We start from the raw sequence: 3,551 nt of genomic DNA, 5'->3' as shown, positions 1-3,551 counted from the left end.
ACCACGCGAAGCACGTCGCGGCACGCCGCGACGAGCGTCAGTTCGTCACCCTGATTCCCTGTCCAGCGGGTACGTCCACCCTCGGGCGACCCGCCGCGGTTGAGTCCCTCCCGCGGCGGATCTTGGCCTTTGAAGCCCGAACACACCTGCTGTGTTTCATCGACCTGTGTTGGCCCATCGACTGTCTGGGAGATGCGCTCCCAGACAGTCGGAAATCCCCGACAGAACGCGGTTTCAAACTCTCTGAGCTGGTCGTGAAGCGTCGTGTAACACGGTGAGAGGAGTTCAGCGATTTGGGTAATGCTGAGGAGTGTATCAGCGTAGAGGATGAAGGCGATGAGGAACTCACCTGGGGTGAGTTCCGAATCGTAGAAGGGTGTCCCTCGCGTGTACGTGGTTTTCCAGTCACAGCGGCCACACCAGATGCGGTCAGAGCCGTTGATAGTGATTACTACGAATAGTCTCAGAGGCGGGGTCGAGGGACGCTGATTCAGTCGCCCTCAGTGCCGATGCGGATCGTCACGGCGGTAAAGACTCGCAGTAATCACTATAAGGGCGTGGAGACTGTCTGCGCCACAGTTTCAGTCGATCACATCGACTGAACCTATCTCGGATATATCTCTATAAGAAGTTTCGTGAATTCGCATTAGTAGTGTATGAAAAAATAAACAAGAGGTCGACGCAAAAGCGGGGTGAGGCGACGATCGTCGATTCCTAGCGCAAAACCCATGCGTCGGTGTTGCGCTGCTCGGCGCAAAAGCGGGGTTCAACGGACGCAAAAGCGGGGTGTACGCCGGGAGGGCCCTCTCGGCGGTCTGAATCTCGGCGTTGGCTGTGGCGAGAGACTGCCCGAGGAGACCGGGTGTGCGGTCGAGGATGTCGGTCGACCGCGAGAGCGCCGAGGTGGCGATTGACCTTATGTATACTCAGGTCCGTAATTAGGTCGAGATGCTACATAAGGTGACAGTACCAGAAGTCGGGAGATCCACGTTATACTGATGTGTGGAGCCACTTTGGCGGCGCGACCGACACCCGATGTCGACGCAGTCGGGCGTGTTCGATCCGATAGGTAAACCGCCAGCAACGTGTCTGACGCACCGAACTGTCAGGACGCCCGACGGGACGCGGTCAATCTTAACTACAATCCGGGCGGTGAAGTGACAATGTTGGTTAATCTGGGTCGCTCTTGTGTAGAGCTGCGGAAAGACGATTTTACATTTTGTACACCTGCCGCCGTCCAGCGATCTGAGTCCTAGTTGGCGTAGTTAATTCGCTGTGGGTACAACTCAACGGCCCCTTTCCGTGTTTCTACGTAGAAGCGCCGGATCTCGCTCAAGCGCAGCCGTTGACACAGTCCCAACTACGTCGGCAATACTTCCAGAGTCATACTCGATCATCATGGCGATCAGTTGCTCAAATACTTCCTCAAAAACGGTGAGACTGGTGTATCTGTCCGACGGCGTTACCAAATTGCGGCAAATACGGATCAGCCTACGGTACGATGTTGACCTCAACTAGGGTTAAATCTCGGAAGTACGATTAGCCAATACAACGTGCTCCGTCGAAAAGTGGCGGTCAGTCTCTTACGTCCCATGTCCTAGTTCACACTCGCATAATATAGCGGCTTTCTATCGGATCAACACAGCAGATTGTCGGTGTTTCTAGGTCTTCTATCCCGTTTCTAACAATGTGTTATATGACATTACGAGACCACAATATCTAACATCTAATTAGTCATTAGTTCACGCCATGGTGGTACTCAGATGGATTTGAACAAGACTGACCAGCTGATTTTAGCAAAGCTCAGAGAGGGGCGATGTACCCCCCGATATTTAGCCGATGAACTCAACCGAAACCAGTCATACGTGAGTCAACGACTACGACATCTTCAGGATGAAGGACACGTTGATCGTGTACATCGAGGGTTGTACCGCAGTGCTGCCGTTGACTCATCTCATGTTTCAGCTGAAGATCTGGTTGAATCGTATGAGCCAGCGGAATTAGTGTCCTCAGTTACCAACTGTAGTCAGCACGATGCTACTACTAATGAAGTGTTCCCAAAGCCGTCATCACTCTCGATCGAATTCGGTACCGATGATGTCTCGACCGTAGTTTCACGTGTCTGTCAATCTGGAACGAGCGAAGAGCAACAAGTCTTGGAGTCCATCTTTCGCGATATCTTATGGACACTCATTCAGGATGGCCAGATAACGAGCAAGGAACTGCGCGCAAAAGTAAACCGTCTAACTGATATTGATGTCGTCGACCTTCGTGATATTCATCAATATATGACTAAAATAAAGAACCGACTTACAACCCACCCCCAGATTACTTTGAAACGTAACTCACCGTCGCAGAAGATAATCTATACTCGCGAATCACCTGTCCTCCGTATATAATGGCAGACCACGTTCAGAATGAAACTGACCGTGGTGAAAGAGACACTCAGCCCGATGAATGTAGACACCGTCAGGCCGAAGTTCCAGACAAACAACACGCCCGCCCCACACTAACCCACTCCTAAATACACTAGCACCCCCGGCCATCTCCCACACGACTCCTAACCCACGCCTATCTCACTCTCGACGCAAAACTATTGGACGACTCTCTTCAGGCTCACTATCCACTGGCCGTTGAGGTACAAGAAGCGTGTCCCATACTCGCTCATCACCATCGAATCCCTCAAACTCGGAATCACACTTCCGAGAGTGATATCATCGAGTCACTGTTTCAACCCAGCGAGATGCGATCAGTTTCTGCTACCGATTTTCCCGCTTCAGTGATTCCTAACGCGGAAATGGAAAACGACCCCCCGACTGTCGACGCAAAAATGACTCACAAATGGAAAACGACCCCCCGACTGTCGAAACAAAAATGGCTCACGAATGGACCACGGCCCCCCGACCCTCAACTGAAGACTAACAAATGAAAATCTCGCGGCCACCCGACCGTCTACACGAGCTACTCCGCACCGATCTCGAAAGCAGGTTCGTCGACAACCGAACGCAGATTCACGCCGGCACGCTCACACGCAGCACGCACCACACCCGACGCGACACTCGACCGTTATCAGCAGCTCGATAGTGCTATTCTGATCGCCACTCTTACCACATACTCTATGTATTTCGGTGGGTATCTACACCACTAATTACCAGACTGGAGCCGATTCGCAGGGGGTAGTGATTAGTTCGGTAATTACCACATGGCAGTAGAATTGGGGGCGATCGTGTTAACCGCCAGAGCATGACTCCCCGACCAAGGGGGAACCCACGTAATTACCGGACGGCAACGGGTTTGCGGGGGCAGGTATTTAGTTCAGTAATTACCAGACGGCAACCCGATTGGGGCCCTCTGTAATTACCTCTCGATTCCGATCATCGACTGTCCTATCTCACCGCTAATTACCAGACGGCAGCCGGATTCGACAAGGCCGTAATTAGTTCCGTAATTACCAGACGGGAGCGAGTTAGGCGGGGTTCGTAATTAGCTTCTAATTCACCCGTCTCATTCCTCTAATTACCAGACGGCACCCGATTCATACTGTCAGCTAA

General features: G+C 52.2%; 1 protein-coding gene and 1 pseudogene. One reads left to right on the top strand and one right to left on the bottom strand.

The genetic code is table 11. From position 1 onward, the window contains the following. Nucleotides 1-443 (bottom strand): annotated as a pseudogene (locus Z052_RS12055) (IS1595 family transposase); the annotation flags it as partial. A 1,320-nt stretch (nucleotides 444-1,763) separates the two neighbouring features. On the opposite strand from Z052_RS12055, the gene Z052_RS12050 reads away from it, so the two are divergent. Beyond that, nucleotides 1,764-2,399 carry a winged helix-turn-helix domain-containing protein gene (locus Z052_RS12050; RefSeq protein WP_099289056.1) on the top strand — a complete coding sequence of 212 codons (636 nt, stop codon included), beginning with the start codon at nucleotides 1,764-1,766 and terminating at the stop codon, nucleotides 2,397-2,399. Nucleotides 2,400-3,551 lie beyond the last annotated feature (1,152 nt).

It is taken from the genome of Halorubrum sp. C191, assembly GCF_002727095.1.
Classification (GTDB): Archaea; Halobacteriota; Halobacteria; order Halobacteriales; family Haloferacaceae; genus Halorubrum; species Halorubrum ezzemoulense.
The sequence above is the reverse complement of the archived record's forward strand: the minus strand, read 5'-3'. Positions and strand labels throughout refer to the sequence as shown.

What these genes read in the sequence shown, in the direction of transcription:
- Z052_RS12050 (WP_099289056.1), top strand. Translation starts at nt 1,764, where the DNA reads ATGGATTTGAACAAGACTGACCAGCTGATTTTAGCAAAGCTCAGAGAG.